We start from the raw sequence: 26,886 nt of genomic DNA on the forward strand, positions 1-26,886 counted from the left end.
GCTGAGGTGGTCGCCGATCTGGACCAGCATGGCGACGCTTTCGGCCGTGACGGACGATCAAGATGGCGAAGCTGTCCGGGCCATCGACATGGGCCTTCAATTCGGCCCGTGCCATGGCGATGAGTTCGGCTTCGGTCTTGGCAGGCTTGCTCATATCGTCCCTCTCGCGGCATGAAGATGCTTTGGGTTGCCGCCTGACGGGCACCTGTCGAGAGATCCAGAGGTAGCAGGGTTCCTACCGCGTCGTCTTGATCTGCCGCACGACGGGGATCGTGGGCAGCGAGCCGGTGTGGTCGGACTCGTCCTTGGCCTGCGGCGTGCCGGGTCCGCGCGCCGTGGCGTCGGGGAAGCGCTGCTTCATCTCGCGCAGGAAGCCGTCGAGCGTGTCGACGCTGGCGGCGAGCTTGGCGATCTCGGCGAATTCGGCGCTGGAGGCAGCGGCCGGCTTGCTGGCGATATCGAAGGCGAGACGGTCGGCGCTCTCGCTCATCAGCGGCGCGTATTTCTCGCGGAAGCGCGACAGGCCGATAGAGTCGTCGGCGAGCGCGTAGCCGACGGCCGCGCGAATGATATCGCTCTTCTCGACCGCATTGAGCGGCTTGAAATCGCGGAAACGCTCGCCGTAATAGAGCTCGATCTGCTCGGCGGACTCGCGCCAGCGCCGCGCGGCCCAGAAGATGTCGGAGCGGAGGCGCAGCACTTCGCGCCCGGAGACGTTGGAGACGATGTCGAGCGCGAGATCGTGACGGCCGACGTCGCTCTGCGCACGCGCCTCGAGCAGCAGGCGCTGCTGCCGGAGCTCGCCGGAGAGATCGCTGATGCGGCTCGCGCGCAGCGCGGTGATCGCCATGTCAGGCTTGCGATTGGCGAGATAGACCATGGCAAGGCGCGCGGCGACCTGCGCGCGCGCCGCGCCTTCAAGGCGATGATCGACCTGGTACTGCAGCAGCTCTGCGGCCTGGTCGAGCAGATCGATCGAGGCGAGGCGGTCGGCGAGCCGGCGGATCAGCTCGTCGCCGCGACGGCCGATCGGCGTCAATTCGCGGAACTCGTAGAACATCCCGAGCGCCTCGACCGGCGGCAGCTCGTCCCCCTTCGGCCCCAGGAATATCTGCGTGAACAGGTCGGACGCGAGATCCTGCGCCAGGCGCGAGGCTTCGGCGTTCGGCTGGAGCCTGGTCGCAGTGCGCGCCGCCATGAGCGCATCCCGGTAACGCCCGTTCTCGGCATACAACTGCGACAGCATCTGCAGCGTCTTGACCTCGATCGCGTCGCCGCGCCAGGTCATTGACAGCGTCTCGAGCTCGCGCAGGGCCTCTTCCTTGCCGATCTCGTCGCGCTTCTGGCGCAGCGCGACCTCGAGCTGCTTGGCCTCGGCCGCAGCCGGACGGTCGTTCGAGGCGACCGCGAACTTGTAGTCGTCGAGCGCGTCCTTGTCGTGGCCAAGCGCCTCGGCGAGCCGGCCGCGCAGTACGGCGAAGGCCGGAGCAGCCTCAGGCGGGATGCCGACAACCTCGAGCTCGCTGCGGCGCTTGGAGGCGCCGGCATAGTCCTTCACCTCGAGCGATGCACGCATCGCGTCCATCGTCACGATGCGCTGGATGTCGAGCGGCAGGGAGGCGATGGCGAATTCGACGTTCTTGAACTTCTCGCGCGCGTCCGCCCACTTGCCCTGCCGCGCATAGGCGAGCGCCTTCCAGAGCTGGGAATCGTGGCTGTTGCCGATCACGGGATTGGCGAGGTCCTTCAAGCCCTGCGCCGGGCGGCCGATCAGGATGCTCGCGATCGCATGCATGATCAGCGCACCGCTCTCCTCCTTGTTCAGGGGATCGGTCAGCATCACGTCGGTCACGGCCTTCGCTTCGTGATACATGGCACGCGACATGTAGAACTGCGCGAGGTCGAGCCGCGGCAGCGAGCGCAGCGCGGGCTCGACCGCTGCGATCGCCGTCATCAGCTCGCTCTGGCGCGCCATGAAGTTTTCCGACTGGCCCTTGCGCCAGCCTTCGGGGCTGAACACCGGGCGCACCGCGGTCGGCGCCCGCTCGGCCGAGATGTCGACCGGCGACAGCGTCAGCCCGCCCTTCTTGCCGAGGATCACCTTGTCGGAGCCGACCTCGACGCCGACCTCATCGGAGTTCGGCCGGATCGCGATGCCGTGCGCGGATTCCAGCAGCGAGAGATCGACGAGGTCCTGCCGCTTGATGAAGCCGCGTACCGGCCGCTGCGCAGTGACGACATAGAGCGTATCGCCGGCATCGGGATCGGTGAGCTTGTGCAGGAGGCCCGGATTGGCGAAGGGGATCGCGATATTGGCGAGCGCCGGATCGGTGATGTTGCGCGACATCATCAACGGCAGCGGCGTCGCCTGGATCTTGTCGGCGAGCGTCAACATCCAATTGGTCTCCTTGCCGACCTCCTCGCTCGTCAGCGAGTAGACCAGCGGCCGCGTGAGGCGGATGCGCACCGCTTGCCCCTTGTCGAGCGGGATACGGCCGACCTCGCCGATCATGGCGCCGCCCTTGCTGCGGATCGCCTCGACATCGATGGGCTTCGGCGTGTCGAACACCAACCAGACAGTATCGCCGCGGCGGAACGCCGCCGCCGGCGTTGCCACCTGAAGCGGGAACGTCACGCGCAAGCCGTCGCTCTCGCGGCGCGCATCGACGCTGGCGACGACCTGCTGCGCAGCGGCGGGCGTCTCGCTGGGGGGTGCCTTCGGGGATTCCTTGACCGGCTCCTTCGCCGCTTCGTTCACGGCCTGCTTGGGCGCTTCGGCAACCACAGGCTTGGCAGGCGCGGCCGGGGCTGCGGCAGCCGCCGCCGCGGGCGTTGGGACTTCCTTGGGTGTCTCCTTGGGCACTTCCGCAACGTGCGCAGCCTCAGTCGCGCGCGCCGGCCTCGGCGCTTCGGCGACCGGCATTACGGCGGGCGCGTCCGGCTTCGCCTCGGGCTTTACGTCAATCTTGGCTTCGCGTGCGATCGTGTCCGATGTGGGCGGCGCGATCTCGCGATGGACATCCTTCGGCTTCTCGGCCGCCGGGTTTTCCGGCACAGGCGCGGGTCCCTGACCGGCGGGCTTCATCTGCGCGATCGCCGCCTCCGGCGTCGCGGCCGACTTGCCCTTGTCGGGTTGGAAGGAGACGTCGACGACATAGTTCTTCTCGTCGCGGAACGAATGCACGTCGGAATCGCCGATCAGCGCGATCTCGACATTGGTCTGGTCGATGTCGGCCTTCTGCTTGATCGAGGCGACGTTCGGCGGCGCCGCGACCACCGCGTCCGCCAGGTCGAAATTGAGGTTGGCGTTGAAGACGAGCGTGAGCTTCTGCTCGTTGAGCACGGAGGAGACGCCGACGCCATCGGGCATCTCGAACGCGAAGCGCACGAAGGTCGGCTGCACCGAGGCACGCACACGGATCTGCGGACGTTTCTTGGCCTCGGCGGCGGCGCGCTGGGCGCGTAGCGCGCGCTCGGCCACGCGTGCGCGCTCGGCGAGTTCCTTGACCACGTCCATGGGCAGGCTCGGCGGCGGGCCCTTCCAGCCCTCGGGCAAGAGGTCGACGAAGGTGCGCTCGCCGGCGTTCATGGTGTTGACGGTGACACGCCGCGCCAGCGACAGACGGATGGCGCCGCCATCAGGGTCGCGGCGCGCGGAGTTGACGTAGTCGGGCGCGCCTTCCGGAACGCGATCGACAGGAACGTCGACGGGCCGGTCGAAGCGGATGATGAGGATGGAGCCTGCGGTCGTCACCTCGGAGGGAACGTCCTCGCCGAGCTTGATGACCAGACGGGCAAAGCCGCCGCCGGCGGAAAAGGTCGCCTCGCCCCTGATCGGATCGGCCGCTCGGGCCGGCGCCGCTAGGCCAATCAGGGAACAGGCCGCCAGCAAGGTCGCCCCGCGGACATGTCGCGACAGGCCCCGTGCCAATGCGCGGGCTCGCGACACAAATCCAGCGGCAGCCTCTCGCGCCATTGGCGGCATTTCTTCCAGTTCGGCGGTCATGCCGGCAATGGCGCCGGCGGTGCCGTCGACTGTAGGTCCCGCCAATTAAGGACTTGTTAATGCTATATCTTGATTTGCGCTGCGGGCAGCGCGCCGTGCCGGATCGAGCGGGAGACGATCCGCAACTTTCGGATTTGAGACGCAGTGGATTAAGGAGTTGTTAGCACCTGCAAGCGGTGCCGGTCGCGGCTCGTCAATCCCTTTGCGCAGCACGTGCAGCTCTCCGCCATGTGTTGATCTGATCGTGTGACGCCCTCAAGCCGAGTGCGTCTTCAATGTTGCTCCCCGGTGCCTTCGGGCGCCGGGGAACTCGCTTCGTCGAGACAAGATTCATGATCGTGGCCCTCGTCGCCTTCCGGCGGCGCTGCATGCTGGTGGCTTAGCGCGGATGTCCATGCGGAGGTCATCGCCGCTATGAGCAGCCGGTTGACGGCCTCGATGACTCGTTCTGCGGCGGACGAGTAATTCATGGCCTCCTCCTGCGCTGCCGATTGCGAATGGCCGAAAGCGTAGGATGGTGCCGTGAGCGCCACTGTACGCCACTTCACAGTTGCGCGCGTCAACTCATCGCAGTCTCAGAGGATGCCGCCTGCCTCAGCTACATCCGCCACGGGAGTCTGATCTGCCGCCTTGACGAGTTGCCGAGCACGCGCACTCACAACCTTCGGGGCGTTGCGGTTCGCGCGCGACTCTGAATCAGATGTGAACTCGGCGATGCGAATCGCATTGGTTAGCTTTGGGGGTAATCAATGAGCGGAGAAGCCGGTTGCATTGTGTGTAGCAGGGCAAGAGCGGTCATAGCGATCGTTCCCATCGCCAGAGGATATGCCCTGAAAACATATGAATGCTCTTGTTGCCATAGCACCCTGCAGCTCGTGACGCGCATCACAAAGGCGGCGCTGATCAAGCAGCAGCTCGATATCCTCCCTCGCGTGGACAAGCAGCTGCGTCCGCCTGTTCGCAAGGTGCAACAGGCCTTCGCGACCTAGGCGCACGAACCGTCCCGCTGGGCCGAGGCGAGCGACCACGCGATAACGCGCGGGTCGCAAGGGCGCGCTTCGCCTCGCGGCCTCAATTCGGCTTTTGCGTCGGCTTGCCATCGATCTTGGGAAGATCGCCGGCCGAGGCCGACTGATCGCCGCCGCCATTGGCACGTCGGGCCATCTCGACGGTGAGCCGCTCGGCGGCCTCCGGCGACATCAGCCCCAAGATGTCCGACATCTTTCGCGGCGCGATCGCCGAGGCGATCTCGATCAGCACGCCCATCTCCAGCCGGTCGAACACCCGCGCGGCGTCCTTGGGCTTCATGCCCTCGTACATGGTCACGAGGCCCTTCATACGCTGGGCTTCGGCCGCCTTCTGCTCGGCCTGCGTCGCGGAGATGCGGGTTTCCACGGCCTTCATCTCCTCGACCTTGGTCTCGATGCGCTTCTCGGCCGACTTGAGCAGACTTTCGCGAATGTCGATCTCGCGCTGGCGCGCCTCGATCTCCTGCCGCCGCGCCTGCAACCGTTCCAGGATCGCACGCTCCGAGGCCGAGACCTGCGGCTGGCCTTCCTCCACCTTGACCACCATGCCATCGGGCTTGGTCTCCGGCGCGGCGGGCTTGGGCGCCTCCTTTGGCGCGCCATGGGTCGATCCGGTGATATCCGGATCCTCGCGGCCGGTCGGGAAATTCAGATTCTCCTGCGCCCAGGATTTCTTGGTCTGGTTCGGCTTGTAGTCGAAGACATAGCCGCCGTTGATCACGAGGCCCGCCACCTTCAGCGTGGCAAGACCTGCGACGGCAACCAGGACGACCGGAATGACGCGGATATTACGGAAGGACTTCATACCCAGGCTTCATGCGGCAAGGCCGTTGGATCGTCGGCGCTCGGAGAAGGCTTCGGCCGCAGCCGCCACCGCCTTCGCCGACGAGGGTTTTGCTGTAGGCGTGGCGACCGTTTCCGGGTTCGTCACGGGACGCGCGGCAATCGCGATCTTGGACAGGCGCCGCACCACGTTGTCGGCTTCGCCGAGCTGCTTGTAGAGCTGGTCCGACATCTGGGTCGCCGCCGCGAGCTGGCTGCCCAGGTTCTCGTTGACGTCGCGCACGGCGAGCTTCAGCCCGCCGATCGCGCGCTCGGCGATCTCGGTCGCGGTGATGAGCTCGCCGATGACCGCCTTCAGCGAATGCTCGTCCGCCTTCAGCCGCGTCAGCCGCTTGTTGAGCATGACGCAGTAGACGATCGTCAGCATCAGCAGGATAGCCACCAGCGTCTCGATTGCCATTCCCAGGGAGTGGTTCATGGGGCCTCCATCATCTTGTTCTGCTCGTCCACCTTCTCGAACATCGCAAGTGTCGTACTTGGCTTGCGCAAGGGTTTCGTCACACGGATGGCGACGCGGTCGCCGACCCGGCCCATCCGTCCCTCGGTCAGCGTGACGTCGCCGCAGCGCACGGTGACGTTGGCGTCGGCACGCATCTCCAGCGGCAGCGTGTCGCCGACCTTGAGCCGCATCAGCTGCTTGAGCGGAATGTCGGCCTCGTAGAGCACGGCGTCGACGGCGATCTCGGCCTGCACGATCTCGGTGGCGAAATGGCCCTCCCAGACCGGGTCGCGGCCGAATTTTTCGCCCATGAACATCTGGAGCAGGACGCCCCGGATCGGCTCGATGGTTGCGTAAGGCAGCAACAGCTCGATATTGCCGCCCCGGTCTTCCATGTCGATGCGCAGGCGAACCAGGATCGCGGCGTTGGCGGGACGGCTGATCGCGGCGAAACGCGGGTTGGTCTCGAGCCGGTCGATCGTGAAGGTCACCGGCGACAGCGGCCGGAACGCCTGCTCGGCATCGGACAGCACCACCTCGACCAGCCGCTTGACCAGCTCGGTCTCGATCGTGGTGTAGGGCCGGCCCTCGATGCGCAGCTGGCTGGTGCCGCGGCGGCCGCCGAGCAGCACGTCGATCATCGAATAGATCAGGTTGGAATCGACCGTCGCCATGCCGAAGTTCTCCCACTCCTCGGCCTTGAAGACGGTGAGGACGGCGGGCAGCGGGATCGAGTTCATGTAGTCGCCGAAACGCACCGAGGTGATGCGGTCGAGCGACACTTCGACGTTGTCGGAGGTGAAGTTGCGCAAGGACGTCGTCATCAGCCGCACCAGGCGGTCGAAGACGATTTCGAGCATCGGCAGACGCTCGTAGGAGACCATCGCCGAATCGATGATCGCGCGAATGCCGGAATGGTCGTCGAGATTGACGTCGCCGACGGTGAAGCCGAGGAGATTGTCGATCTCCTCCTGCGACAGCACCCGCTCGCCGGAATTCTTGCCATTGCCGAGATCGCGACTGCCGTCCTCGACCATGGCCGCCCATTGCAGGGCCATGGTCTCCGACAGCTCGTTCTCGGCGGCAGCCTTTGCCGCCTCGGCGGGATCCTCGGAATCGAGCGAGGCCTCCCACTGGGCGGCGATTGCATCCTGGTCGACTTGGTCGTTGCCCGCCATGATCCCTAGTCCGTCATGCTCACTGGACCACGACTTCCTTGAACAGCACCGCGCTGACCTGGATCGGGGCGACCGCCGCGTTGACGCGCTTGGTCAGCTCCTCCTTGAGGCGGAAGATGCCGGCGGAACCGTTGAGGTCGGAGGGGCGCAGTTCGCGCACATAGGTCTGGAAGATGTCGGTGACGCGCGGCATCGTCGGCTTGATCGCCTCGATCTGCTTCTCTTCCTTCAGCTCCAGCACGATCTTCAGCCGCAGATATTGCACGCGCTCGCCCGGCGCGCCGGCGAGGTTGACCATCATGTCGGGGACGTCGACGAAGGCCGGCGGCTTCGGCGGAGGCGCGGCCTCGGCATGATGCTCGTCATCGCCGTGACGGAAGAAGAGGAACCAGGTCGCGGCACCGCCGCCGAGGACGGCGAGCACGCCGACGACCATGATGATGAGCTTGAGCTTGTTCTTCGGCGGAGCAGCTTCCGCGCCGTCGGCGGCTGCGCCGCCTTCCTCATTCTCTGCCATGGTTGCCGCGCTCGTTCATCTCTCAAAGGGGTCGAAAGAGCGAAGCCTCCTGGCAGACAGTGACGCGATACAAATGCCCCAGCGCAATGCGCTCCTCTGATGCGCAAACGCTACGGTAATAATGGTTAACGGAATCTTTCGATTGGGCCTCAGCTAGGAAAAATCTGCCGGGCAAACATGGCTAACAGAACCTTTCTGCCGCCCTCCCGCGCCCTCGAAAAATCAATAAGTATTTGAAATTATGTCATTTTCTTAGTTGGCACGGCTTTCGCTGAGAGAGGGTCGAGACCTCACGGTTTGGGAGAACCTGACGGTCTCGGTCACGGGGTCCGCCAAGGCGCTTGGGAGAGCGAAATGGCAGATCTCACTCAGGGGAGATTTCCGATGCAGAACGCGCTTCTGATCGGCTTGTCACGGCAGATGACGTTGGAGCGGCAGATGGATGTCATCGCCAACAACGTCGCCAACGCCAACACCAACGGCTTCAAGGCCGACCATTCGCTGTTCGAGGAGTACCTCAACTCGAACGCGCGTGAGGACAATTTCATCGGTTCCGACCGCCGGGTCTCCTATGTGCAGGACCGCGGCACCTTCCGCGACGTCGGCCAGGGGCCGATGGAGCCGACCAACAACCCGCTCGACATGGCAATCGACGGCAACGCGTTTTTCGCGGTGCAGGCTGGCGGCACCGAGCGCTACACCCGCGACGGCAAATTCTCGCTCAACAGCACCGGCCAGCTGGTCACCTCCGACGGCAACCTCGTGCTCGGCACCGGCGGCCCGATCACCTTCCAGCCGACCGACCACGACATCAACATCGCGCCCGATGGCACCATCACGGTGCTCGAGGGCACGGCCAGGACCGACTCGATCCGCGGCAAGATCCGCATGGTCTCGTTCGACGATCCGGCCAAGCTGACCAAGCTCGGCGCCAACCTCTATGACGCCGGCTCGGCGGTCCAGCAGGCCGACACCAAGTCCAACGTGCGCCAAGGCTACATCGAGAAGTCGAACGTGAATTCGGTCGGCGAGATGACCCGCATGGTCGAGGTGATGCGCAGCTACACCGCCATCGCCAGCCTGCTGCAGCAGCAGAGCGACCTCCACAAATCGGCGATCGAGAAGCTCGCCGACGTTCCGGCCTGATTGGGAGAGAACTGACATGCAGGCGCTTCACACCGCAGCGACCGGAATGGCGGCACAGGAACTCAACGTTCAGGTGATCTCCAACAACATCGCCAACCTCCGCACCACCGGCTTCAAGAAGCAGACCGCGGCGTTCCAGGACCTGATCTACGAGCACGTGCGCCGCGTCGGCGCGCAGGCCTCGGACCAGGGCACCATCCTGCCCGTCGGCGTCGACATCGGCGGCGGCGTCAAGACCGTCGGCACGCCCCGCAGCATGACGCAAGGTACGCTGTCGCAGACCGGCAACGATCTCGACCTCGCGATCTCGGGTGAAGGCTTCTTCAAGATCCTGATGCCGGACGGCACCTTCCAGTACACCCGCGACGGCACCTTCCAGATGGACAATCAGGGCCGTGTCGTCACCGCGCAGGGCAACCCGGTGCAGCCGACCATCACGATCCCGCAGAACGCCTCGGGCCTGACCGTCAACGAGCAAGGCCAGGTCTCGGTCACGCTGTCGGGCTCGTCGACCTCCTCGATCATCGGCACGATCAACGTGACCCGCTTCATCAACAAGGCGGGGCTGCAGCCGGTCGGCAGCAATCAGTTCACCGAGACGCCGTCCTCGGGTCCGCCGCAGGACGGCACCGCCAACACCGAAGGCTACGGCAAGATCACGCAAGGAAGTCTGGAGCAGGCCAATGTCGACGTCGTCTCGGAGATGAGCGACCTGATCGCCGCCCAGCGCGCTTACGAGATGAATGCCAAGGTGATCAGCGCCGCCGACCAGATGATGCAATCGACCACGGCGCTGTTCCGCTGAGGTGATGACGATGATCCGTGCCACCCTCGCCACCATCTCCGCCCTTCTCGCGCTGGCATTGCCGGCAGCGGCCGCCGACGATTTCATCGCCGCGCCGACGCTGCGCGCAAGCGTCACCGTGACCTCGGACGTGGTGCGGATCGGCGATCTCATCGACAACGCCGGATCCGCCGCGCTGATCCCGGTCTACCGCTCGCCCGATCTCGGCACCACCGGCACGCTGACGGTCGGCCAAGTGCTATCGGCGTTGCGGGCAAAACAGGTGATCGGCGTCATGACCGGCGACATCAAGGAGGTCCAGGTCACCCGCCTCGCCCGCACCCTCGCGAGCAAGGATATCGAGACCGCGGTCGCCGCCACGCTCGAGCGCCGCTTCGGCCTCGGAGAAGCCGCCAACATCACGGTCACGTTCGACCGCGGCGTCGCCGACATGCGGCTGGAGGCCTCCAACACCGGCGCGCTGCAGCCGGTCGCAACCCGCTACGACGCCCGCAGCGGCCGTTTCGATATCGCCTTCGAGATCGCCAACGACGGCAATCCCGCGCCGACCAAGCTGCGCTTCACCGGCACCGCGATCGAGACGGTGGAAGTGGCCGTGCTGACCCGCGACGTCGACCGCGCCGAGCTTCTGAAATCCTCCGACCTTTCGTTGGAGCGCCGGCCGAAGGCCGAGGTCGCCGGCGAGCCCGCCGCGCGCGACCGCAGCATCGGCATGCAGCTGCGCCGGCCGATGCGGGCAGGCACGCCGATCCGCGTCGCCGACATCGTCAAGCCCGACTTCGTGGTGCGCGATCAGGCCGTCACCATCATCTACCAGGTGCCCGGCCTCTATCTCACCACGCGCGGCAAGGCGATCGAGAGCGGCGCCGAGGGCGACACCGTCAGCGTGCTCAATATGCAGTCCAAGCGCACGCTGACCGGCATCGTCACCGGCCGCGGCCAGGTCACGGTTCAGGGCGCCAGCCAGTCCGCACCGACGGCGCCGGCGGTCGAGCAGACCTCGTCGATCAAGCGTGACGAGGCGCCTGCCCCCGTCGACACCGCAGCCCTCGTCCGGAACCTGATTCAGAGCCCCGCGCCGCCGGCTCAAGTCGCACAAGCCCAGATCCCGCAAGTTCGCCTCTCGCAAGCTCCAGCCAAATCAGAGTAAGTCATGTCCACGTTCAGTTCGGCTTCCCATCTTCGTCGCATCGCGATCTCTGCCCTGCTGCTGGCGACTTGCGCATTGGGCGGCTGCTCCTCGATCGACCGCCTGTCGCAGATCGGCGAGCAGCCGAAGCTGTCGGCAATCGATAATCCGACGACGCAACCCGGCTACAAGCCGGTGCAGATGCCGATGCCGAAGCCGGAAGTCGCCTCCTACAATCCGAACTCGCTGTGGCGCAACGGCAGCCGCGCCTTCTTCAAGGACCAGCGCGCCCGCCAGGTCGGCGACCTCCTGACCGTGACCGTGAACATCACCGACAAGGCCAACATCGAGAACGACACCTCGCGCAGCCGCACCAACAAGGAAGATTCGGGAATCTCCGACTTCATCGGCGCCAAGACCATCACGCAGGCCAACAAGATCCTGCCCGGCCGCATCCTGACCGCCGACTCGACCTCGTCGAGCGAGGGCAAGGGCAGCGTCGACCGCAAGGAAGCCCTGCAGACCAACGTCGCTGCGGTGGTGACCCAGGTGCTGCCGAACGGCAACCTTGTCGTCGAAGGCAAGCAGGAGATCCGCGTCAACTTCGAAATTCGCGAGCTGATCGTCGCCGGCATCGTGCGTCCTGAGGACATCCAGAGCGACAACACCATCGATTCCACCAAGATCGCGCAGGCCCGCATCGCCTATGGCGGCCGCGGCCAGATCACCGACGTGCAGCAGCCGCGCTACGGCCAGCAGGTCATGGACGTGCTGCTGCCCTTCTAAGCCTCTTTAAGAGCTCCCACATCGTGTTCGCGAACCTAGGCGCGAACGTCGGTGTACGACGCGGCCTCCGGTAGCTCCCCTGCCGGAGGCCGCACGCATTTTGCTGCCAGCAACTGTGAACACTCGACTTCGCGGCCAGTTACGTACTCAAGCGCCGCCCCGATCTCCGTCATTGCGAGCGAAGCGGAGCAATCCAGACTATCTCCGCGCAAAAAGACTCTGGATTGCATCGTCGCGAAGGGCGCCTCGCAATGACGGCGGAGAGAGGTCAGTTGAACTCCGCCTCCACCGTGCCCAGCCCATCCAGCTCCATCCGCACCTTGTCGCCGGCCTTCAGCCACAGCGTCTTCACCAGGCTGCCGGTGAGCACGAGCTGTCCCGCGTGCAGCCCCTTGCCCTCGGCGGCGAGATGGTTGGCGAGCCAGGCGAGTGCGTTGTGGGGATGGCCGAGCACGTCGGCGCCGGTGCCATGGCTGACCTCCTCGCCATTGAGGATGGCGCGGCCCTTGACGGCCTTCAGGTCCGGCACCGACGAGCGCGGAACCGAGGGACCCAGCACGCAGCCGGCGGCGAAGAAATCGTCGGCGATCAAGGTCGGCGCGCCCATCGTCTCCCACTGCACGTAGCGGTCGTCGACGATCTCGATCGCGGGGTGGTAGGCCTCGACGGCCTCGCCGACCCATTCGGCCGTGAACGGCGCCTCACCGGCGGCGAGGTCCCGCTGCAGCCGCACCGCGATCTCGCATTCGACGCCGAGCCGGACATAATTGGAGGCGGCGAGCTTGGCGCCGCTGTCATGGACGCCCTTCTGGAACACGCCGCCGCCGCAAGGGTGCGGGATGCCGATATACTCCTGCATCACCTGGCTGGTGCAGCCGATCTTGTAGCCGATCAGCGGGCCGACATGCGGCAGCAGGAGATCGTGCAGCGCGCGCTGCACCTGATAGCCCTCCGCTTCATCAACCGGAGGACGCTCCAGCGCCGCGAGCGGCGCACGATTGCGGCGCGCCAACGCGATCGCCTTTGCGGATGCGAGAATCCTGCCCATCGACGCCGCCTCCCACGCTACACAGTCGAAGGCGGCACTTCAGCATCCCCGCTCCGCCCTGACAAGCGCGCCCGGCCCGGGGACAACCGCCTCCTGGCCGCGTTTAAGGAAATATTGAATGGGTGGAGGCTTTATGAAGCCGCGCCACCGGAGCTATCGCAACATGCGCGCGAGACGTGATTACGGCGATGCTGATGCAGCTGGATCAAAGTCTCAACTCCGGAGTCGATCTCGTTGATGCGACTCGCAAAATCGCCCGCACCCGAAGTGAAGGCTGTTTCTCATCCGAACTCACGTGAGCTCGGAGCAACCGGGCCTAGGCCGTTGATCGCGATTCATTTTTGGCGATCGCACCCACCTGCTCACACGCGTGGGAAGCGATAGGCAAACGCCGATCACGGCGCCAAGCGGCGCCTTGCGTCCCAAAAACAAAGAGCCGCAACTCTGCGGCTCGGGCTCTATTCGTCGCGATAAACCTTCTCGCGTTTCTCGTGGCGCTCCTGCGCTTCCACCGAGAGCGTCGCGATGGGCCGGGCCTCGAGCCGCTTCAACGAGATCGGCTCCCCGGTTTCCTCGCAATAGCCGTAGGTGTTGTCCTCGATGCGCTGGAGCGCGGCGTCGATCTTGGCGATCAACTTGCGCTGGCGGTCGCGGGCGCGGAGTTCGATGGCGCGGTCGGTTTCGGACGATGCCCGATCGGCGAGATCGGGGTGGTTCACGTTCTCCTCCTGCAACGCTTGCAGGGTGAGCTTGGACTCTTTGAGGATCTCATCCTTCCAGGCGAGGAGCTTCAAACGGAAGTACTCCTTCTGCCGGTCGTTCATGAAAGGCTCTTTGTCGGTCGGTCGGTAGTTTTTCAACTTTTCCAAGGGCGGCCTATCTTTTTAAGCAACGACTCGCGAACGGAACGAGGTCCGTTGAGCCGGGCCTTATATAGTGGCCTCCGGTGACAGACAATATTTCCCTGATGGTCCCGCGATCGCCCCCAAGCCCTTGCACAGGAAGGTTTATCCTGGAGGGCTTCGGGGGGCCTGCGGGCTCAGTAGCCGACCGTGAAGCGCTGCCTCAGATGCGCCGGCCGCTCGATCTCGTCGGCGAGTGCAATTGCGTAGTCCGCGAAGGTGATCCAGCTTTTCCCGTTCGCATCTGCGAGAAGCTGATCGGTCCCGAGCCGGAACTTGCCGGTCCGCTCCCCCTCGATGAAGAGGGCCGAGGGCGAGATGAAGGTCCAGTTCAGGTCCTTTTCCTGCCGCAGCAGGTCGAGGAAGTCGGACCCCTTTTCGGCCTCCGCCTTGTACTGCGCCGGAAAACCGGGGGTTGTGACCAGCTTCACGCCTGGCGCGACCTCCAGGCTGCCGGCACCGCCGACAACGACATAGCGTCCCACCTTGGACTCCTTCGCCGCACCGATCAGCTTGAGCGCATCGCTGGCCAGGAAGTGCACGGAACTGATGGCGACGTCGTGCCCCGCCCACAGCCGGGCCAGGCCCGCCTGGTCGAGCACGTCACCCTTGGTGGGCGTCACGTTCGGCAGTGCGGCAATCTTCTCCGGGTTCCGGGCGATGGCCGTGACCGTATGGCCGCGGCGGGACAGTTCCTTGGTGATCTCTGACCCGGCCCGACCCGAGGCACCGGCGACTGCGATTTTCATGGAAGGTTCCTTTGCCTGACTTTCGGTAACTAGTGGAAACTAGATATCGTAAAGAATGCTGGTGTTAAGAGAGCACTTTGTGCTTACCTGATTACGCAGGAGTAACCGGCAGGCAACCGCAAGGATTCAGAGGACCCGACGATGAAACCCGATGTCTATGCAGCGAACTGTCCGACGCGCCAGATCCTCGATCGCGTCGGCGACAAATGGGCGGTGCTGATCCTGCTGTTGCTGCGCGAGGAGCCGATGCGCTTCAATCAGTTGCGGCGCACGATCGAGGGCATCTCGCAGAAGATGCTGAGCCAGGTTCTCAAATCGCTTGAACGCGACGGCCTGATCAAGCGCCATGCCATCGCGACCGTGCCTGTGACGGTGGAGTACTCCATCACGCAGCTCGGGCTGACGCTGGCGGCGGCGGTCGATCCCTTACGCGATTGGGCCGAGCAGAATCTGAAAGACGTGCTCGCCGCTCAGCGTCGCTACGACGCGCAGCAGAAGGAGGAAGCGGCGTAAGTGCGCGAAGAACTCCTGAGGGAGTCCCGTCATCCTGAGGCGCGAGTGGCGCGATGCAAAGCATCGCGCCGGGAGATGTACGGCCGAGGTGCCGCGCCGAACACTGATGTCCTCGCGCAAGCGGAGGGACCGTCGCCTTCGAGGCCTCCGCTACGCTCCGGCGCCTCAGGGTAACGGATCACTATCAAGCCCGCCCGGCCTTCGCCAGTTCGACCTCGACGCGCAGCTCGATCTCGGACAGCACCGCATCCAGACCGGCATCACCCGAAGACGATTTCAAGTTCGCAGCAGCATCGCGCAGGCGCATCACGGTCGAGGCGTCGAGATTGCCGGACAACAGCCCCATCTTCAGATCGTCGAGCACGTCGAGCGCGGTCCTGCCCCGGGCAACCGAGCGCTTGCGGCGCTCGACCGGATCTTCCTCGACGCCCTGCAGTGCCAGCAGCGCATCGATGTTGGCGGCTGCCTTCGGTGCCGCAGCGCTCCGCGTCTCCTGCGCCGAGGAGGTATCCGGCAGCACGAAGGTGCCGGAGCCGGTTCGCCTGGCCTGGCTGGCCGGCGTTCCAAGCGTGGTGCCGTTCGGTCCGTAGATGCGCATCGGAGGGAATCCGGGTGATCGATGCGCCACATTCGCCGTTTTATGGTTAACGGCGCGTAAACGGCCCGGCAAAATCTGCCGACAGGCGGCAGTTTCGCTCCTCACGGACAACGCCCACTGGCACCGGTCGAAACAGATTATTCAACCTATTCAATCGGCTAACCCCACTGCCGCGCGTTGGCACAGCGCTCGCAAGGACAGCGTCGGACCAGCTCGTCATGGGAGTGTCGCAGAGGGTCCTTTCGATTTGAGAGGCCTCGGGGAGCAGAGGATGCCAGGCGTTCGTTGGGTGAGGATTGTTGGGATGGCCTGCGCCGCGCTGTCAGCGCTGGTGCTCACGGTCACGTCAGCGGCCGCGAGCTCGCGCATCAAGGATCTCGCCAATATCGAGGGCGTGCGGCAGAACCAGCTCATCGGCTATGGCCTCGTCGTCGGCCTCAACGGTACCGGCGACACCCTCAACAACATCCCTTTCACCAAGCAATCGCTGCAAGCGATGCTCGAGCGCATGGGCGTCAACATTCGCGGCGCCACCATCCGCACCGGCAACGTCGCCGCCGTGATGGTGACAGGCAACCTGCCGCCTTTCGCCACCCAGGGCACGCGCATGGACGTCACCGTCTCCGCGCTCGGCGACGCCAAGAATCTCCAGGGCGGCACCCTGCTCGTCACGCCCCTGTTAGGTGCCGACGGCAATGTCTATGCCGTGGCGCAGGGCTCGCTCGCGATCTCCGGTTTCCAGGCCGAGGGCGAGGCCGCCAAGATCGTGCGCGGCGTCCCGACCGTCGGACGCATCGCCAACGGTGCCATCATCGAGCGCGAGATCGAGTTCGCGCTCAATCGACTGCCGAATGTCCGCCTGGCGCTGCGCAATGCCGACTTCACGACCGCCAAGCGCATCGCAGCCGCGGTCAACGACTATCTCGGCGTCAAGACCGCCGAGCCGATCGATCCTTCGACGGTGCAGCTGTCGATCCCGCCGGAGTTCAAGGGCAACGTCGTCGCCTTTCTCACCGAGATCGAGCAGCTCCAGGTCGATCCCGATCTCGCCGCCAAGATCGTCATCGACGAACGGAGCGGCATCATCGTGATGGGCCGCGACGTGCGCGTCGCCACCGTCGCGGTGGCGCAGGGCAACCTCACCGTCACGATCTCCGAGAGCCCGCAGGTCAGCCAGCCCAACCCGCTGTCGCGCGGCCGCACCGTGGTCGCGCCGCGCAGCAGCGTCACCGTCAGCGAAGACGGCAAGAAGTTGGCGCTCGTCAAGGACGGCGTCTCGCTCCAGCAGCTCGTCGACGGCCTCAACGGTCTCGGCATCGGTCCCCGTGACATGATCAGCATCCTCCAGGCCATCAAGGCCGCCGGCGCGATCGAAGCCGACATCGAGGTGATGTGATGCAGACCGGCGCGATCAATACCCCGCACCTCACGACCTACTCCCCGGTCTTCTCCGTCGAGAGCCGCAACGGCCGGCCGGACTTCGAGCTCGCCGCCGCGCTGCAAAAGGTCTCGCCGCAGCAACAGGCCAAGGCGCAGAAGACCGCCACCGATTTCGAGGCGATGTTCCTCAACAGCATGTTCTCGCAGATGACCTCGGGCGTGAAGGGCGAGGGCCCGTTCGGCGATACCCCCGGCACCGGCGTGTGGCGCTCGATGCTGACCGAGCAATACTCGAAGAACTTCGCCAAGGCCGGCGGCGTCGGCGTCGCCACCGAGGTCTACCGCACCCTCATCCTGCAGCAGGCCAAAACGATCCGCACGGCATAAGGTCAAACGAGATGAACCATTTCAACGCCTCACGTCAGCCGATGCCTGGCCAGCGTCCGAACATCGCACCCGGCAGCACCGAGGCGCGCAAGCTCGCCGAAGACCTGATGGACGCAATGAGCGCCCTGCTCGGACTGATCGAGCGCGAGACCGAGCTGGTTCGCGCCGGCCAGGTCCGCGAGGCGATGACGCTGGAGAGCAAGAAGCAGGAGTTGTCGCGCAATTACGTGGGCGCCGTCAGCCAGTTGAAGGCGAACCAGACCCAGCTCGCGAAATCCGCGCCGGAGCTGCTTTCGACGCTGCACCGCCACCACGATGCGTTTCGCGCGATGCTCCAGGTCAATCTCACCGTGCTCGCGACCGCGCATGCGGTCTCCGAAAGCGTCGTGCGCGGCGTCAATGCCGAGATCCAGAAGCGCAACGTGCCGAACACGTATACGGCCGCCGGACGCCGCGCAGCGCCGGGTCCGCGCCACATCACCCCGCTCGCAGTCAGCCGCTCGCTCTGAGCGCGCACGGGAACAAGCGACAATTTTAGGAAAAACCGCGCGGCGATGTCGTCGCGCGGTTAGGCACGTTTGCTTACCGGGTCTTCAAACCTGGTGTTCCATGGTTGCGCTATTAGAGGGGTTGGGATTTGACTCAAGCAAGGCAACCAGGAGGCTGCCATGAGTACAGATTTCAGCATCAGGCCGGTGGGGATTCCGGCGCCCACGCAGATTGTACCGACGTCCAATGCGGCGGCGAATGAAGCTGTGCAAACGGATCTTCCGGTGAGCCAGACGGTCGCCGCGGCCGATACGAGCGCGCCGGTACGCAATGCTTTGCCGAACCACGACAACATCTCACGCCAGGTCGTGTTCGATCAGGCGGCCGCCTCCTTCGTCTTCCAGGTCGTCAACGACAAGACCGACACGGTGGTGAACCAATTCCCGGACGAGGCGATGCTGCGCCGTCGCGCCTATTTCCATGCACTGGACATGAAATCCGAGCCTTCGCGACCGCTCAGCACGGACGTCAGCGCCTGATTGCCGGGGATCGCGCGCCGCAACGGCATCAGCCAGGCCGGCCGCAAGATCGGTGACGTTGATCTGCGCCCTCACCGGCATCCGTCAGCGTGAACCTGGTCGGCGGCCGAAATGCTCGACCACGACAATCCTCCGTCACGGCCGTCCGGACAGACCCGCGGCGATGTTGCGGTTGATCTCGATCAGCGGGCGGAAGTGGTCGAACTGCGGGCTCATCTGCAGCGCGGCGGTCTGGCTCAGCACGAACACGCTGATGTTGGCGATCTTCTGCCGGACGTCGATCGGCTGCGGATTGGTGTCACGCATCGCCTCGCTCAAGAAGATGGTCCAGAGCTTGCGGTTGAACATCAGGGCCTGCATGGTCTGCTCGCTGAGCGGATCGGCGTTGTTCACCGCGTCCTGGAGCTTGTTGGCGGCCTTGAGCAGGGTCTGCGCCTCGATGTCGCGAGGAGATGCGGTGGTCGTTGCAACACGCGCATAAGCCGAGGCAGCGGAATTCGACATCAATCACCTTGGACGTTACCTAGCGCTTTGGAAGCGCTCAAGGATTTCTTTCCCAACCCTAGGGAGCACCGCTTAAGATTTGCTTACGTGTGTGCTTGGAAGGACTCCGGACAATTACGGGGCGCGGAGCTCTTCGTCAGCGCAAACGCTAGATGCATGCACGCACGCTGTAAACTCGCCTCGCGTGATGCGCGTCGATCTCGGCCAATCCAGTCTTAGCGATCTCCCTCAAAAGAACGGCGGAGCGTTAGCCCCGCCGCGACATCTCGAGCGGCGAACTTGCGCTCTCGAAACTAGCGGAGCAGCTGCAGCACGCTCTGTTGCGACTGGTTGGCCAGCGACAGCGCGGATACCGCGATCGACTGTCGAGTCGACAGCGCCTGGCTGTTGGCCGCTTCCTCGTTGGTGTCGGCGAGCGTCAGGTTGGATGAACCGGTCTGCAGCACGTTGATCAGGTTCTTGGAGAAGTCCTGACGCACCTGCACGATCGAGAGATTCGAGCCGAGAGAGGATCCTTCGGAGCGCAGCCTGCTCGAGGCGGCATTGAGGCTGGCCAGCACCTTGTTGGTGGCGCCGTTGTCGATGAAGTCGACACCGTTGACGAGGTTGCTGAGGCCGAGGCCGGCCGCATTGAACACCACGCCGTTGATGCTCAGCGTGGAGCTGCCGGTCTCGTTGAAGACGAGCTTCAGCGTGTCGCCGTTGAGCAGGTTGACGCCGTTGAAGGAGGAGTCCTGCGACGTCGTGTCGATCTGGGCCAGAATGTTGTTGAACTGGTTGACCAGGTTGGAGCGCGCGGTCTGCGCCACGGGATCCTGGACCGGCGGCTGCGCAGTGGTGAAGGCCAGAACGCCGGTGATGGTGCCGCCGACGACGCCGCCCGCTGTCGTCGAGCCCAGCGTCGAGGAGGCGTATTCGTTGACGGTGGTGACCGTGAGCACGCCGTTGGCGTCGATCGTCGCCGTCAGATGGTTGGCCTGAAGCTGGGCGTTGAGCTGGTCCAACGTCTTGACCGTGCCGTTGGTGCCGTCGCCGAAAGTGACGTTGACAGGCGTGCCGCCGTTGAAGGAGGTGAAGGTGAGCGTCTTGCCGCTGATGCCGCCGACGCCGGAGGTGCGGGCCGCGGTGAAGGCGGTCGCCGTTCCCGTGTTGCCGCTGAGGCCGAAGGCGCTGAGCGCATTGCCGGTGCCGGTGATCGATAGGTCGGCGTTGATGCCGGTGGAGAGCGCAAGCTGACCGCTGCTGTTGACCGATGACGGGATCTGGCCAGCAGTGGTCGACAGCGTCGCCGCGCCGTTGAAGATGCTGGCCGTCTTGACCCCGGTCGCAAGGTCGACCGCGTTGAGCAGGTCGGTCAGCGTCGCGCTCTGGATGTAGACGGTCGAGTTGCCGTTGCCGTCCGTGACGATGTTGCCGCTGACGCCGCCCGACGTGACGCTCGCCGCCGATTGCGGCGTCTGCGCGTTCTTGAAGGTGATGGTGTGGCCATCGATGTTCAGCGTCGAGCCGTCCTGAACGAGCGTCCCGAGCGAACCCGCAGTGGTCGACCGGGCTGCGGTGACGTTGGCATTGCCAGCGCCGGTTGCGGACGTCAGACCGAGCGCCTTGAGGAAGTCGGCCTTACCCGTGACGCTCAGATCGGCGCCGGTCGAGCTCTTCAGCGTGACCTGGCCGCCCGTGATGGATGATGCCACCTGAAGCGTGCCGACGGGACCGGCCGAACCGCTGACCGAGATGGTCGCGGCGCCCGCGCTGATGGTCGCGCTCTTGACGCCGCTGGCCAGATCGATCGCGCTCAACAGGTCGTTGACGGTGCCGGTGGGAGCGGCGGCCGTCCCCATGTAGACGATCGAGTTGCCGTTGCCGTCGGTGGCGATGTGGCCGCTGGCATTCAGGCCCCAGCCGGTCGGCTGCGTCGCGGGCGCCGCGCCGGTCCGGAAAGTGATGGTCTTGCCGTTCACGGTGATCGAATCGCCGTCGGCCGGGGACGAACCGAGGGTGCTGGCGGCCGCGGTGCCGATCAGCGTCGCGGTGCCGGTCAGTGCAGTGGTGCCGTCGGCCGCGTTGACGGCAGTGCCGGTCAGCGTGCCCGCGGTCGAGCCCAACGATGCACCGAGTGTGGCGGCGGCCGTCACCGGCGTCACGCCACCGGGGGCGCCGGTGTAGAGCACATTGCTGTTGGCGGTCGCGCTCGCATAGGAGGTCGTGCCGCGCAGATCGGCTGGCGTCGCGCCGGGAATCGTGGTCGAGACGTTGGACTTGGTGGAGTAGCCGACCGTGGTCTGCAGTGCCTGGTTGGCGATCGATTTCGCGCTGTCGATCAGCTTTTGCAGCGAGGTGATGCCGGTGTTGGCGGCCTGGAGCACCTGCACACCGTTGTTGATGCCGTCGAGCAGGTTGCTGATGTCGCTCGCCCGGTTGTCCAACCCCTGCGCCGTGAAGAAGTTGGTGGGATTGTCGAGCGCCGTATTGACCTTCTTGCCGGTCGACAGCCGCTCCTGCGTCGTGGCCAGCAAGTCGGCCGTCGACTGCAGCGACAACAGGTTCTGGCGAACGGACGCCGAGAGAACGATGTTGGACATTGGCGAGTCTTCCTCTTGAACCGGATACGAATCGGCCGCGCGGTCTGCAAAGCGGGGCTTTTGTCCAGTTCTAGGAGGTGTCCTTTAAAGTATGGTTAACGCCGGTTTAAGCGATAGGGTTAACGGCCGGTGAACGCCCCCTGCCCGTTTTCGAACGCAAAAAGGAGCGGCGGGGCAAAATGGCCCCGCCGCCCTCGGTTTTTATCTACGATTTCAGTCGTTTATTAGCGGAGCAGCTGGAGCACGCTCTGCTGCGACTGGTTGGCCAGCGACAGCGCGGACACCGCGATCGACTGACGGGTCGACAGCGCCTGGCTGTTGGCCGCCTCGACGTTGGTGTCGGCCAGGGTCAGGTTGGACGAGCCGGTCTGCAGCACGTTGATGAGGTTCTTGTTGAAGTCCTGACGGATCTGCACCACCGAGAGGTTCGAACCGAGGCTCGATGCCTCCGAGCGCAGCGTGCTCGAGGCGGCGTTCAGATTGGTCAGCACCCTGTTGGCGGCGGCATTGTCGATGAAGTCGACGCCAATCGTGAGCGCGGCGAGACCGAGACCCTTGGAGTTGTAGGTCACGCCGGTGATGCTCAGGCTCGACTTGGCGGTCTCGTCGAACACCAGCTTGAGCTGGTCGCCGTTCAGGAGGTTGACGCCGTTGAACGAGGAGTCCTGCGCCGTCGTGTCGATCTGGTTCAGGATGTTGTTGTACTGGTTGACCAGATTTGCCCGGGCCGTCTGGGCTACTGCGTCCTGAACGGGGGTGGAAGCCGTCGAGAAGGTCAGCGCGCTCGTCAGCGTGCCGCCGATCGCACCGCCTGCGGTCGTCGAGCCGAGCGTCGAGGATGCGTAGTCGTTGGAGGCGGTGATGGTCAGCAGGCCGTTGGCGTCGATCGTCGCGGACAGGTTGTTGGCCTGAAGCTTCGCATTGAGCTGATCGAGCGTCTTGATCGTGCCGTTGGTGCCGTCGCCGAAGGTGACGTTGACCGCCGTGCCGCCGTTGAAGGAGGTGAAGGTCAAGGTCTTGCCGCTGATGCCGCCGATGCCGGAGGTGCGGGCGGCGGAGAACGCGGTGGCGTTTCCGGTGTTGCCCGACAGTCCAAACACCGCCAGTGCATTGCCGGTCCCGGTGATCGAGAGGTCGGCGTTGATACCGGTCGAGAGCTGGAGCTGGCCGCTGGTATTGATCGACGACTTGCTGACGCCGGTTGCAGTGTTCAGCGTCGCAGTGCCGTTGGCTGCGATCGACGCGGTCTGCACGCCGCTCGCAAGGTCGATGGCGTTGAGCACGTCGGCGACGCTGCCGGCCTGCAGGTAGACCGTCGAGTTGCCGTTGCCGTCGGTGATCACGTTGCCGCTCTTGCCGTAGCCGGTCGGAATGGCCGGCGCACCCGTCGAGCCGGGGACCGGCGCGTTCTTGAAGGTGATGACGTGGCCGTCGACGTTCAGCGTCGAGCCGTCCGAGATCAACGCTCCGAGCGAGGTCGAGCTCGTCGTGCGGTTGACGCTTAGTGACGCATTGCCGCCGCCCGTTGCGCTGGTGAGGCCCAGAGCCTTCAGGAAGTCGGCCTTGCCGGTCAGGGACAGATCCGCACCGGTCGAGCTGTTGATCGTCGTGATACCGGCAGCACTGCTCGAAGCCGTCTGGCCGACGCTGGTGGCGATCGTCGCCAAGCCGCTTGCGATCACGGACGTCTTCACGCCGCTGGCGAGATCGATCGCGGTCAGGAGGTCGCTGACCGTCGCCGCCGGTGTGGCGGTGGTGCCGAGATAGACGGTGGTGTTGCCGTTGCCGTCGGTCACGAGATTGCCGCTGACGCCCGAGCCGGCGGGAACGGCGGCTGCCGCCGGCGCTGCGCCGGCGCGGAAGGTGATGGTCTTGCCGTTGACGGTCAGCGTGTCGCCGTCCGCCGGGGACGAGCCGACCACGCCCGCACCGCCGGCGGTGCCGATCAGGGTCGCGGTGCCGGTCAGGTTGGTGGTGCCGTCGGCCGCCTTCACCGCCGTCGTGTTCGCGAAGCTGCCCGCGGTGGCGCCGAGAGTGGTGGTGCCCGTCGCAGCGGTGATACCGCCCGCCGTACCGTTATACAGCACGTTGCTGAACGCGTTCGCGCTGGCATAGGAGGTGGTGCCGCGCAGGTCGGCCGCCGTCGCACCCGAAATCGTGGTGGAGACGTTGGACTTGGTGGAGTAGCCGACCGTGGTCTGCAGCGCCTGGTTGGCGATCGACTTGGCGCTGTCGATCAGCTTCTGCAGCGAGGTCAGGCCGGTGTTGGCGGCCTGCAGCACCTGCACGCCGTTGGCGATGCCGTCGAGCAGATTGTTGATGTCGCTGGCGCGGTTGTCGAGCGACTGGGCCGTGAAATAGTTGGTGGGATTGTCGAGGGCCGAGTTGACGCTCTTGCCGGTCGACAGACGGCTCTGTGTGGTCGCGAGGAGATCGGCGGTGGACTGGAGAGAGAGCAGGTTCTGACGAACCGACGCAGAGAGAACGATACCGGACATGACTCTTACCCTTCTGGCTTACGCGTCTTCGTTCGATCGCTTCGGATCGAGTGACGGGCGCAGCCTGCGCGGACATGGCTAACAAAGGATGAAACGAGTTTCGCCGGCATAAGCGGCGGTTCACCATAAGCGCGTGAAAGGCGCGTAAGGCATCGGCAATCAGCCTGAAATCATTGGCGTTTCTGTGCGCTTACGCTCCATTAACCATAACCGCTGGTTACTTTTTCGGAAGGGTCGCCTGCCCTCGCGAAACATCGAGCGACGAATAAAAAAACGGCGGGGCCGAAGCCCCGCCGCTGGATCTTGCTTGCGATGTGGTCCGCTTGTCAGCGGAGCAGCTGGAGCACGCTCTGCTGCGACTGGTTGGCCAGCGACAGCGCGGAGACCGCGATCGACTGGCGGGTCGACAGCGCCTGGCTGTTGGCCGCCTCGACGTTGGTGTCGGCCAGGGTCAGGTTGGACGAGCCGGTCTGCAGCACGTTGATCAGGTTCTTGTTGAAGTCCTGACGAACCTGCACGATGGTCAGGTTCGAGCCCAGAGCCGAAGCTTCCGAGCGCAGCGTGCTCGAGGCGGCGTTCAGGTTGGTCAGCACCTTGTTGGTGGCGGCGTTGTCGATGAAGTCGACACCGCTGGTCAGCGCAGCAAGGCCGAGACCCTTGGAGTTGTAGGTCACGCCGGTGATGCTCAGGCTCGACTTGGCGGTCTCGTCGAACACCAGCTTGAGCTGGTCGCCGTTCAAGAGATTGACGCCGTTGAACGAGGAGTCCTGCGCCGTCGAGTCGATCTGCTGGAGGATGTTGTTGTACTGGTTGACCAGATTGGCACGCGCCGTCTGCGCAACCGTATCCTGGACGGGGGTGGAAGCCGTCGAGAAGGTCAGCGCGCTCGTCAGCGTACCGCCGATCGCACCACCCGCGGCGCTCGATCCGATGGTCGAGGACGCGTAGTCGTTGGTGGTCGAGATCGTCAGCAGGCCGTTGGCGTCGATCGTCGCGGACAGGTTGTTGGCCTGAAGCTTCGCATTGAGCTGATCGAGCGTCTTGACCGTGCCGTTGGTGCCGTCGCCGAAGGTGACGTTGACCGCCGTGCCGCCGTTGAAGGAGGTGAAGGTCAAGGTCTTGCCGCTGATGCCGCCGACGCCGGAGGTACGGGCCGCGGTGAACGCGGTCGCAGTCCCGGTGTTGCCGGCAAGGCCGAGTGCATTCAGCGCATTGCCGGTGCCGGTGATCGACAGGTCGGCATTGACGCCGGTCGACAGCTTGAGCTGACCCGAGGCATTGACCGAGGAAGCGATCTGGCCCGAGGCGGCCGCAAACGTCGCCGTGCCGTTGGCCGCGATCGTCGCAGTCTGCACGCCGCTCGCAAGGTCGATGGCGTTGAGCACGTCGGTCACGCTGCCGGCCTGCAGGTAGACCGTCGAGTTGCCGTTGCCGTCGGTGACCACGTTGCCGCTCTTGCCGTAGCCGGTCGGAATGGCCGGCGCACCCGTCGAGCCGGGAACCGGCGCGTTCTTGAAGGTGATGACGTGGCCGTCGACGTTCAGCGTCGAGCCGTCCGAGATCAACGCTCCGAGCGAGGTCGAGCTCGTCGTGCGGTTGACGCTCAGCGTCGCATTGCCGCCGCCCGTTGCACTGGTGAGGCCCAGGGCCTTCAGGAAGTCGGCCTTGCCGGTCAGGGACAGATCCGCACCGGTCGAGCTGTTGATCGTCGTGATACCGGCAGCGCTGCTCGAAGCCGTCTGGCCGACGCTGGTGGAGATCGTCGCGGCACCGTTGGAGATGACCGAGGTCTTCACGCCGCTGGCGAGATCGATCGCGGTCAGGAGGTCGCTGACCGTCGCCGCCGGTGTGGCGGTGGTGCCGAGATAGACGGTGGTGTTGCCGTTGCCGTCGGTCACGAGGTTGCCGCTGACGCCCGAACCAGTCGGGGCCGAGGCTGCCGCCGGTGCAGACCCGGCGCGGAAGGTGATGGTCTTGCCGTTGACGGTCAGCGTGTCGCCGTCCGCCGGGGACGAGCCGACCACGCCCGCACCGCCGGCGGTGCCGATCAGGGTCGCGGTGCCGGTCAGGTTGGTGGTGCCGTCGGCCGCCTTCACCGCCGTCGTGTTCGCGAAGGTGCCCGCGGTGGCGCCGATGGTCGTGCTGCCCGTCGCGGCGGTGGTGCCGCCCGCAGCGCCGCTATAGAGCACGTTGCTCAGCGCGGTCGCGCTGGCATAGGAGGTGGTGCCGCGCAGGTCCGAAGCCGTCGCCCCCGAAATCGTGGCGGAGACGTTGGACTTGGTGGAGTAGCCGACCGTGGTCTGCAGCGCCTGGTTGGCGATCGACTTGGCGCTGTCGATCAGCTTCTGCAGCGAGGTGATGCCGGTGTTGGCGGCCTGCAGCACCTGCACGCCGTTGGCGATGCCGTCGAGCAGGTTGTTGATGTCGCTGGCGCGGTTGTCGAGCGACTGGGCGGTGAAGAAGTTGGTGGGGTTGTCGAGGGCCGAGTTGACGCTCTTGCCGGTCGACAGACGGCTCTGCGTCGTGGCGAGGAGATCGGCGGTGGACTGGAGGGAGAGCAGGTTCTGACGAACCGACGCGGAGAGAACGATACCGGACATTGAGTGTTACCCTTCTGGTACGCAACGCAACAAAACTTCGATTAGGATTAATCGATGCCCGGACGGTGAACGCAGACGGCTAACAAAGCATAAAGCGCGTCGCGCCAAACCTTGCGCGGATTCACCATATGGCGGCGTCGCGCTCAATCGAGCTCACGTATATCGCTCTGATAAGACGAGGCTTTCTCGCCCAATGCGGAGGCATTTGCCACTCGTCAAC

24 protein-coding genes are annotated in these 26,886 nt (G+C 65.0%); 10 read left to right on the plus strand and 14 right to left on the minus strand.

The window, feature by feature from the left end; genetic code table 11:
- Positions 1 to 28: 28 nt before the first annotated feature.
- Positions 29 to 175: a hypothetical protein gene (locus P6U28_RS19910; protein ID WP_407123223.1), complete on the plus strand. Its 147-nt coding sequence runs from the start codon at positions 29 to 31 to the stop codon at positions 173 to 175.
- Between the two features lie 60 nt (positions 176 to 235).
- Here P6U28_RS19910 and P6U28_RS19915 read toward each other — a convergent pair whose 3' ends face one another.
- The 6 genes from P6U28_RS19915 to fliL all read right to left on the minus strand — a co-directional run bounded on the left by P6U28_RS19915 (position 236) and on the right by fliL (position 8,011).
- Positions 236 to 3,976, minus strand: a complete 3,741-nt coding sequence (locus P6U28_RS19915) for a tetratricopeptide repeat protein (protein ID WP_407123086.1) — start codon at positions 3,974 to 3,976, stop codon at positions 236 to 238.
- Positions 3,977 to 4,278: 302 nt separating this feature from the next.
- Entirely contained in the window at positions 4,279 to 4,476 is a 198-nt protein-coding gene (locus P6U28_RS19920; protein WP_407123043.1) for a hypothetical protein, read from the minus strand.
- 601 nt (positions 4,477 to 5,077) lie between these two features.
- Positions 5,078 to 5,839: a MotE family protein gene (locus P6U28_RS19925; protein WP_407123044.1), complete on the minus strand. Its 762-nt coding sequence runs from the start codon at positions 5,837 to 5,839 to the stop codon at positions 5,078 to 5,080.
- A gap of 9 nt (positions 5,840 to 5,848) precedes the next feature.
- Positions 5,849 to 6,295 (minus strand): DUF6468 domain-containing protein, encoded by a 447-nt coding sequence (locus tag P6U28_RS19930; protein WP_122402430.1) that lies wholly within the window; start codon positions 6,293 to 6,295, stop codon positions 5,849 to 5,851.
- Positions 6,292 to 7,494: a flagellar motor switch protein FliM gene (gene fliM / locus P6U28_RS19935; RefSeq protein WP_209296368.1), complete on the minus strand. Its 1,203-nt coding sequence runs from the start codon at positions 7,492 to 7,494 to the stop codon at positions 6,292 to 6,294. Before fliM ends, P6U28_RS19930 begins: the two co-directional genes overlap by 4 nt.
- 19 nt (positions 7,495 to 7,513) lie before the next feature.
- Positions 7,514 to 8,011: a flagellar basal body-associated protein FliL gene (gene fliL, locus P6U28_RS19940; RefSeq protein WP_209296367.1), complete on the minus strand. Its 498-nt coding sequence runs from the start codon at positions 8,009 to 8,011 to the stop codon at positions 7,514 to 7,516.
- Positions 8,012 to 8,395: 384 nt separating this feature from the next.
- Between fliL and flgF the strand changes: the two genes are divergently transcribed.
- The 4 genes from flgF to flgH are packed head-to-tail and all read left to right on the plus strand — an operon-like array spanning position 8,396 to position 11,877.
- Complete coding sequence (flgF, locus tag P6U28_RS19945) at positions 8,396 to 9,157, plus strand: flagellar basal-body rod protein FlgF (RefSeq protein WP_122402428.1); 762 nt, start codon at positions 8,396 to 8,398, stop codon at positions 9,155 to 9,157.
- A 16-nt stretch (positions 9,158 to 9,173) separates the two neighbouring features.
- Entirely contained in the window at positions 9,174 to 9,962 is a 789-nt protein-coding gene (flgG, locus tag P6U28_RS19950; RefSeq protein WP_407123045.1) for a flagellar basal-body rod protein FlgG, read from the plus strand.
- Positions 9,963 to 9,972: 10 nt separating this feature from the next.
- Positions 9,973 to 11,112 carry a flagellar basal body P-ring formation chaperone FlgA gene (gene flgA / locus P6U28_RS19955; protein ID WP_407123046.1) on the plus strand — a complete coding sequence of 380 codons (1,140 nt, stop codon included), beginning with the start codon at positions 9,973 to 9,975 and terminating at the stop codon, positions 11,110 to 11,112.
- A 3-nt stretch (positions 11,113 to 11,115) separates the two neighbouring features.
- Positions 11,116 to 11,877, plus strand: coding sequence for a flagellar basal body L-ring protein FlgH (flgH, locus tag P6U28_RS19960; protein ID WP_122402426.1), 762 nt, complete (start codon positions 11,116 to 11,118; stop codon positions 11,875 to 11,877).
- 268 nt (positions 11,878 to 12,145) lie between these two features.
- Here flgH and P6U28_RS19965 read toward each other — a convergent pair whose 3' ends face one another.
- The 3 genes from P6U28_RS19965 to P6U28_RS19975 form a co-directional block, all read right to left on the minus strand.
- Positions 12,146 to 12,925, minus strand: a complete 780-nt coding sequence (locus tag P6U28_RS19965) for a 2-keto-4-pentenoate hydratase (protein ID WP_209296255.1) — start codon at positions 12,923 to 12,925, stop codon at positions 12,146 to 12,148.
- A gap of 458 nt (positions 12,926 to 13,383) precedes the next feature.
- Positions 13,384 to 13,749 (minus strand): RNA polymerase-binding protein DksA, encoded by a 366-nt coding sequence (dksA, locus tag P6U28_RS19970; RefSeq protein ID WP_085966600.1) that lies wholly within the window; start codon positions 13,747 to 13,749, stop codon positions 13,384 to 13,386.
- Between the two features lie 215 nt (positions 13,750 to 13,964).
- Positions 13,965 to 14,576, minus strand: coding sequence for an NAD(P)-dependent oxidoreductase (locus tag P6U28_RS19975; RefSeq protein WP_209296254.1), 612 nt, complete (start codon positions 14,574 to 14,576; stop codon positions 13,965 to 13,967).
- Positions 14,577 to 14,717: 141 nt separating this feature from the next.
- Between P6U28_RS19975 and P6U28_RS19980 the strand changes: the two genes are divergently transcribed.
- On the plus strand, positions 14,718 to 15,089 hold the full coding sequence (locus P6U28_RS19980; RefSeq protein WP_027552655.1) for a helix-turn-helix domain-containing protein: 372 nt from the start codon (positions 14,718 to 14,720) through the stop codon (positions 15,087 to 15,089).
- A 184-nt stretch (positions 15,090 to 15,273) separates the two neighbouring features.
- Here the strand turns inward: P6U28_RS19980 and P6U28_RS19985 are convergent, their stop codons facing one another.
- Positions 15,274 to 15,687 (minus strand): flagellar assembly protein FliX, encoded by a 414-nt coding sequence (locus tag P6U28_RS19985; protein ID WP_100231151.1) that lies wholly within the window; start codon positions 15,685 to 15,687, stop codon positions 15,274 to 15,276.
- Positions 15,688 to 15,958: 271 nt separating this feature from the next.
- Here P6U28_RS19985 and P6U28_RS19990 point away from each other — a divergent pair, with 271 nt between their 5' ends.
- The 4 genes from P6U28_RS19990 to P6U28_RS20005 all read left to right on the plus strand — a co-directional run bounded on the left by P6U28_RS19990 (position 15,959) and on the right by P6U28_RS20005 (position 18,482).
- Positions 15,959 to 17,083, plus strand: coding sequence for a flagellar basal body P-ring protein FlgI (locus P6U28_RS19990; RefSeq protein WP_209296253.1), 1,125 nt, complete (start codon positions 15,959 to 15,961; stop codon positions 17,081 to 17,083).
- Entirely contained in the window at positions 17,083 to 17,454 is a 372-nt protein-coding gene (gene flgJ / locus P6U28_RS19995) for a flagellar assembly peptidoglycan hydrolase FlgJ (RefSeq protein ID WP_122402421.1), read from the plus strand. The genes P6U28_RS19990 and flgJ overlap by 1 nt, the downstream gene beginning before the upstream one ends.
- An 11-nt stretch (positions 17,455 to 17,465) precedes the next feature.
- Positions 17,466 to 17,963, plus strand: a complete 498-nt coding sequence (locus P6U28_RS20000) for a hypothetical protein (protein ID WP_407123047.1) — start codon at positions 17,466 to 17,468, stop codon at positions 17,961 to 17,963.
- Positions 17,964 to 18,122: 159 nt separating this feature from the next.
- A complete protein-coding gene (locus P6U28_RS20005; protein ID WP_407123048.1) occupies positions 18,123 to 18,482 on the plus strand; it encodes a hypothetical protein in 360 nt (119 codons plus the stop codon).
- 135 nt (positions 18,483 to 18,617) lie between these two features.
- Here the strand turns inward: P6U28_RS20005 and flaF are convergent, their stop codons facing one another.
- From flaF to P6U28_RS20025, 4 genes are all read right to left on the minus strand, one after another.
- Positions 18,618 to 18,986, minus strand: coding sequence for a flagellar biosynthesis regulator FlaF (gene flaF, locus P6U28_RS20010; RefSeq protein ID WP_028181463.1), 369 nt, complete (start codon positions 18,984 to 18,986; stop codon positions 18,618 to 18,620).
- Between the two features lie 293 nt (positions 18,987 to 19,279).
- A complete protein-coding gene (locus P6U28_RS20015) occupies positions 19,280 to 21,568 on the minus strand; it encodes a DUF1522 domain-containing protein (protein WP_407123049.1) in 2,289 nt (762 codons plus the stop codon).
- 224 nt (positions 21,569 to 21,792) lie between these two features.
- Positions 21,793 to 24,066 carry a DUF1522 domain-containing protein gene (locus P6U28_RS20020; protein ID WP_407119654.1) on the minus strand — a complete coding sequence of 758 codons (2,274 nt, stop codon included), beginning with the start codon at positions 24,064 to 24,066 and terminating at the stop codon, positions 21,793 to 21,795.
- 326 nt (positions 24,067 to 24,392) lie between these two features.
- A complete protein-coding gene (locus tag P6U28_RS20025; protein ID WP_407119655.1) occupies positions 24,393 to 26,666 on the minus strand; it encodes a DUF1522 domain-containing protein in 2,274 nt (757 codons plus the stop codon).
- Positions 26,667 to 26,886 lie beyond the last annotated feature (220 nt).

Origin of the sequence: Bradyrhizobium sp. STM 3561, assembly GCF_045571455.1 — a bacterium.
In the GTDB taxonomy this organism is placed as follows: domain Bacteria; phylum Pseudomonadota; class Alphaproteobacteria; order Rhizobiales; family Xanthobacteraceae; genus Bradyrhizobium; species Bradyrhizobium vignae.

What these genes read in the sequence shown, in the direction of transcription:
- P6U28_RS19910 (WP_407123223.1), top strand. Translation starts at nt 29, where the DNA reads ATGGCGACGCTTTCGGCCGTGACGGACGATCAAGATGGCGAAGCTGTC.
- P6U28_RS19915 (WP_407123086.1), bottom strand. Translation starts at nt 3,976, where the DNA reads ATGGCGCGAGAGGCTGCCGCTGGATTTGTGTCGCGAGCCCGCGCATTG.
- P6U28_RS19920 (WP_407123043.1), bottom strand. Translation starts at nt 4,476, where the DNA reads ATGAATTACTCGTCCGCCGCAGAACGAGTCATCGAGGCCGTCAACCGG.
- P6U28_RS19925 (WP_407123044.1), bottom strand. Translation starts at nt 5,839, where the DNA reads ATGAAGTCCTTCCGTAATATCCGCGTCATTCCGGTCGTCCTGGTTGCC.
- P6U28_RS19930 (WP_122402430.1), bottom strand. Translation starts at nt 6,295, where the DNA reads ATGAACCACTCCCTGGGAATGGCAATCGAGACGCTGGTGGCTATCCTG.
- fliM (WP_209296368.1), bottom strand. Translation starts at nt 7,494, where the DNA reads ATGGCGGGCAACGACCAAGTCGACCAGGATGCAATCGCCGCCCAGTGG.
- fliL (WP_209296367.1), bottom strand. Translation starts at nt 8,011, where the DNA reads ATGGCAGAGAATGAGGAAGGCGGCGCAGCCGCCGACGGCGCGGAAGCT.
- flgF (WP_122402428.1), top strand. Translation starts at nt 8,396, where the DNA reads ATGCAGAACGCGCTTCTGATCGGCTTGTCACGGCAGATGACGTTGGAG.
- flgG (WP_407123045.1), top strand. Translation starts at nt 9,174, where the DNA reads ATGCAGGCGCTTCACACCGCAGCGACCGGAATGGCGGCACAGGAACTC.
- flgA (WP_407123046.1), top strand. Translation starts at nt 9,973, where the DNA reads ATGATCCGTGCCACCCTCGCCACCATCTCCGCCCTTCTCGCGCTGGCA.
- flgH (WP_122402426.1), top strand. Translation starts at nt 11,116, where the DNA reads ATGTCCACGTTCAGTTCGGCTTCCCATCTTCGTCGCATCGCGATCTCT.
- P6U28_RS19965 (WP_209296255.1), bottom strand. Translation starts at nt 12,925, where the DNA reads ATGGGCAGGATTCTCGCATCCGCAAAGGCGATCGCGTTGGCGCGCCGC.
- dksA (WP_085966600.1), bottom strand. Translation starts at nt 13,749, where the DNA reads ATGAACGACCGGCAGAAGGAGTACTTCCGTTTGAAGCTCCTCGCCTGG.
- P6U28_RS19975 (WP_209296254.1), bottom strand. Translation starts at nt 14,576, where the DNA reads ATGAAAATCGCAGTCGCCGGTGCCTCGGGTCGGGCCGGGTCAGAGATC.
- P6U28_RS19980 (WP_027552655.1), top strand. Translation starts at nt 14,718, where the DNA reads ATGAAACCCGATGTCTATGCAGCGAACTGTCCGACGCGCCAGATCCTC.
- P6U28_RS19985 (WP_100231151.1), bottom strand. Translation starts at nt 15,687, where the DNA reads ATGCGCATCTACGGACCGAACGGCACCACGCTTGGAACGCCGGCCAGC.
- P6U28_RS19990 (WP_209296253.1), top strand. Translation starts at nt 15,959, where the DNA reads ATGCCAGGCGTTCGTTGGGTGAGGATTGTTGGGATGGCCTGCGCCGCG.
- flgJ (WP_122402421.1), top strand. Translation starts at nt 17,083, where the DNA reads ATGCAGACCGGCGCGATCAATACCCCGCACCTCACGACCTACTCCCCG.
- P6U28_RS20000 (WP_407123047.1), top strand. Translation starts at nt 17,466, where the DNA reads ATGAACCATTTCAACGCCTCACGTCAGCCGATGCCTGGCCAGCGTCCG.
- P6U28_RS20005 (WP_407123048.1), top strand. Translation starts at nt 18,123, where the DNA reads ATGAGTACAGATTTCAGCATCAGGCCGGTGGGGATTCCGGCGCCCACG.
- flaF (WP_028181463.1), bottom strand. Translation starts at nt 18,986, where the DNA reads ATGTCGAATTCCGCTGCCTCGGCTTATGCGCGTGTTGCAACGACCACC.
- P6U28_RS20015 (WP_407123049.1), bottom strand. Translation starts at nt 21,568, where the DNA reads ATGTCCAACATCGTTCTCTCGGCGTCCGTTCGCCAGAACCTGTTGTCG.
- P6U28_RS20020 (WP_407119654.1), bottom strand. Translation starts at nt 24,066, where the DNA reads ATGTCCGGTATCGTTCTCTCTGCGTCGGTTCGTCAGAACCTGCTCTCT.
- P6U28_RS20025 (WP_407119655.1), bottom strand. Translation starts at nt 26,666, where the DNA reads ATGTCCGGTATCGTTCTCTCCGCGTCGGTTCGTCAGAACCTGCTCTCC.